Raw genomic sequence first — 3,336 nt, 5'->3', positions numbered from 1 at the left:
TCATGTGCAGCTCCATCAGCAAAAAGGGATGATAAGTTTATCACCACCGACTATTTGCAACAGTGCCATAAAAAGGGTGTCGCTATTCGATTTCTTGAAAATGGCTTAAGCACCGAGGGGACTATGGGTAAGATGGTCATTCAAATACTGGCTGCTGTGGCTGAGGCGGAACAGGAGCGCATTCTGGAGCGGACTAATGAAGGTCGAATAGCGGCCATGGCATCTGGAGTGAAATTCGGACGTAAACCGCACCGTCAGTCTGACATGGTGCGGGAGTTAATCACACAAGATGCACCAGAGAAAACTATACTGGAAAAAACGGGCGTATCGCGGGCGACCTTTTACCGACTGAAGAAAAGGACTCGGATAGAGCAAATCGGGGTTATACGTGAAAAGACGAAAAGATAAGACGATGTTAAAAATGGAAGAAAAAAAAATTAATATCAACCGAATTCACTTCCTTTATGAAGCGTTGGCCAACAGGCATGCTTCTCCTGAAGAGACCTACCATGCTATCCTCAATGAAGGGTTAAAAGCCTTTAACCTGTCCCTGGGTATTATCAGTCAGATAGAGGGAGAACGTTACTCTCTGCTTGCAGTTTCACCAACAAGAGGAGATATTTCAGCTGGCATGGTTTTTGAGTTAAAAGACACCTATTGCCAGCGAGTGGTCAGCGAAAATAGAATAATAAGCGTTGAACATGCAGGAGAGCACCCTGGTTTTAATACTCACCCCGTCTACATTGGCATGCGGCTTGAAAGTTATATCTCGGCACCAATATGGGTGAGAGAAAACTTATGGGGTACACTTAATTTTTCTTCCACTCAGGTAAGAGCAATATCTTTCTCTGAGGATGACTATGAATTCATTAGTTTAATGGCTGAGGGTATTGGCTCGTTAATCGAGATTAACTTGTTAATCAGTGAAAATGAAAACGTCATTTCAGCGCTAAGAAAAAATAACGACATTCTCGAAAGCATTTTTGAAAACTCAACCATCGGGATGGTGCTGGTAGCCCCTTCAGGCCAGTGGGTAAAGGTTAACAGCGCCTTGACCCGTATGTTGGAGTACACTGAAGATTATTTGCTTTCCATCAATTTTCAGCACATCACACATCCTGATGATTTAACCACGGACTTACAGCAATTAGAGGCACTTTCCCAAGGCAACATTCCGTTCTATCAATTGGAAAAACGATATTTGACGGCGTCAGGCTATTATATCTGGATCCTTCTGAGTGTCTCTCTCGTACGTGAAGATAACGGTAATATCAAATATTACATCGCTCAGATTCAAAGTATTGATGAGCGTAAAATGATGGAGATAGAGCTCAAAAAACAAAAAGAGTCTCTGCATAAGGTCAATATTATTCTGGAGCGCATGGCCACGGAAGACAGTCTGACGGAAATTGCCAATCGTCGAAAATTCATGCTCTGGTTTGAGCGTGAAATGATCAGAATGGCACGCCATCCCGTCCCTGTATCACTTGCCATTGCCGATATCGATTTTTTTAAATCGTATAACGATGATTATGGTCACCAGGAAGGCGATTTTGCCCTAAAGAGTATCGCCAGAGAACTCAGTCATACTCTACGAAGCCAGGATAAAGTCGCACGGTTTGGCGGGGAGGAATTTATCATGCTTTTCCCTGAAACGGATGAAAAGGGCTGTCTTTTGGCTTGCGAAAGATTACGAAAAAGCGTTGAAAACCTGACCTCGCTCAGAAGAACGGTCACGATCAGTATTGGTGCAGTGACATGCCATCCGAGGGAAGGGGAGCTTGTTCACTTTGATGATTTACTGAAAGTGGCAGACTCAAAACTCTATGAAGCGAAAAGGTCTGGGCGAAATCAGGTGAAAGTGACCAACTTAGAAGACCATCAGGACTAATATCTTTTCTATCTCAATTCGAATTAGGTAAAAACCTTTAGGTGGCTGTCGGGCATGACAGTTTTCTGCACCATTAAATTTCAATACAAACAATTAATTATCTCCTTAGCGTGGTTTTTTACATCATTGGCCCTCAAACCCCGAAACAGAGCAGCCCCGCCATTCGGCAGTCAATCAGAAGCGCCTTGGTTAAAAAACAGCCTTAGCGTGGTTTATTCCGTTTTCCAAGCAGAAACCTTTTTAATCTGGATACTGGTCATCTAACTGTTTACTTCGAATATCTGATGATATTTTAGAACAAGCTTTTATTAATTCGTTTAATACTATGGATATTTTTGAAAAATCATAGCTCTCATATGCTTTGCTACCCTTATTTAGCTTCATGAATCTTTTAGTGTAATAGTCTTTATTTTCTAACGCTCCCTGATAAGCGTCACTTTCTTTCTTGTAGTTAGACCACCGTATCTTTGCTTCATCATAATTCGAATAGGTTAAATCCAAATAGCATTCAATTGCCACCGCGCGCCCGTTAATGTTTTCTTTAGTTATGCCGTGAGGCCCAATCGCGGGGAATTCGTTGAAATCAGGCAGGTCTGGTAAATGGACACAATTTATATTTTGAGGCAAGGCAAGCTCGCGGATTTTATTGTACGCTTCTATACCTTCACAATCGTTGTCTAATACAAAAACAATTCGATTTTGAATGTCAATTTTCACAAGGCCATCGGCAAATTTAATCAAGTTGCCAGTGCCGGGGAACGGGTGTCCTGACTTCATATCGATGAAATGAAAAAAATCTTCAATGTCATGTCGCAAGAGGCGTAAGGCCTTTTGGAGGATATGAGAGTCCGAGCTTCCTTCGGTTGCTATGAGAAACTTGTCATGCCTGCGAGTGTTGGTTTCAATATCTTTTAGGTTGGCCCAGCCATTGGAAACTAAAGCACCATAATCCCAAGTAACAAATTCACCACTATTATTTTTATTTTCAGCTAATAATCTGATCACTGAATATGGGTGAAGTATATTTACCAATGAGCCGAAGGCGGATTTTTCAGACCATGCATTATCAAAATCGTTTGTATAATGGGGGATGCTGCGTAGCAGGTGTTCATTAGTAAACCTGCCCCTAATTAGTCTCTTTTCTTTTTCAGGGGAGTCTTCGTTTACAAAACCGCTATCTAAGTCTTTAAGGTTGACATTTTTAATGAAATTGATGAATTCTGGAAATCTCATTAATTCGACTTTTGGTTTTGCATACTCTGGATAGAATTTTTCAAACTCATCATTTTCAATGGTGAGCTTTTTCACCATCAGATTATATTCTTTTTCTGCATTCTCAAGAGTGAAACCAAGAAGATCGAGACGATGGACTATTTGCCCTAATGGTTTTCGCAAAATGGTACGAAAAAGAATGCTATCTGGGTGATGCTACCAACTTGCTGATT

General features: G+C 41.3%; 3 protein-coding genes. 2 read left to right on the top strand and 1 reads right to left on the bottom strand.

Features of this window, described 5'->3' with window-relative positions; all coding sequences use genetic code 11:
- Positions 1–408, top strand: a 408-nt coding sequence (locus KHQ23_RS25915; RefSeq protein ID WP_211776977.1) for a recombinase family protein, incomplete at its 5' end; no start/stop codon positions are given.
- A gap of 4 nt (positions 409–412) precedes the next feature.
- Positions 413–1,891, top strand: a complete 1,479-nt coding sequence (locus KHQ23_RS25910; protein WP_228297565.1) for a sensor domain-containing diguanylate cyclase — start codon at positions 413–415, stop codon at positions 1,889–1,891.
- A 240-nt stretch (positions 1,892–2,131) separates the two neighbouring features.
- Here the strand turns inward: KHQ23_RS25910 and KHQ23_RS25905 are convergent, their stop codons facing one another.
- Positions 2,132–3,286, bottom strand: a complete 1,155-nt coding sequence (locus tag KHQ23_RS25905; RefSeq protein ID WP_228297566.1) for a HEPN/Toprim-associated domain-containing protein — start codon at positions 3,284–3,286, stop codon at positions 2,132–2,134.
- Positions 3,287–3,336: the final 50 nt, after the last annotated feature.

This window comes from Klebsiella sp. 64, from assembly GCF_018223915.1.
Classification (GTDB): Bacteria; Pseudomonadota; Gammaproteobacteria; order Enterobacterales; family Enterobacteriaceae; genus Klebsiella; species Klebsiella pneumoniae.
This window is presented reverse-complemented; position numbering and strand designations above follow the sequence as displayed.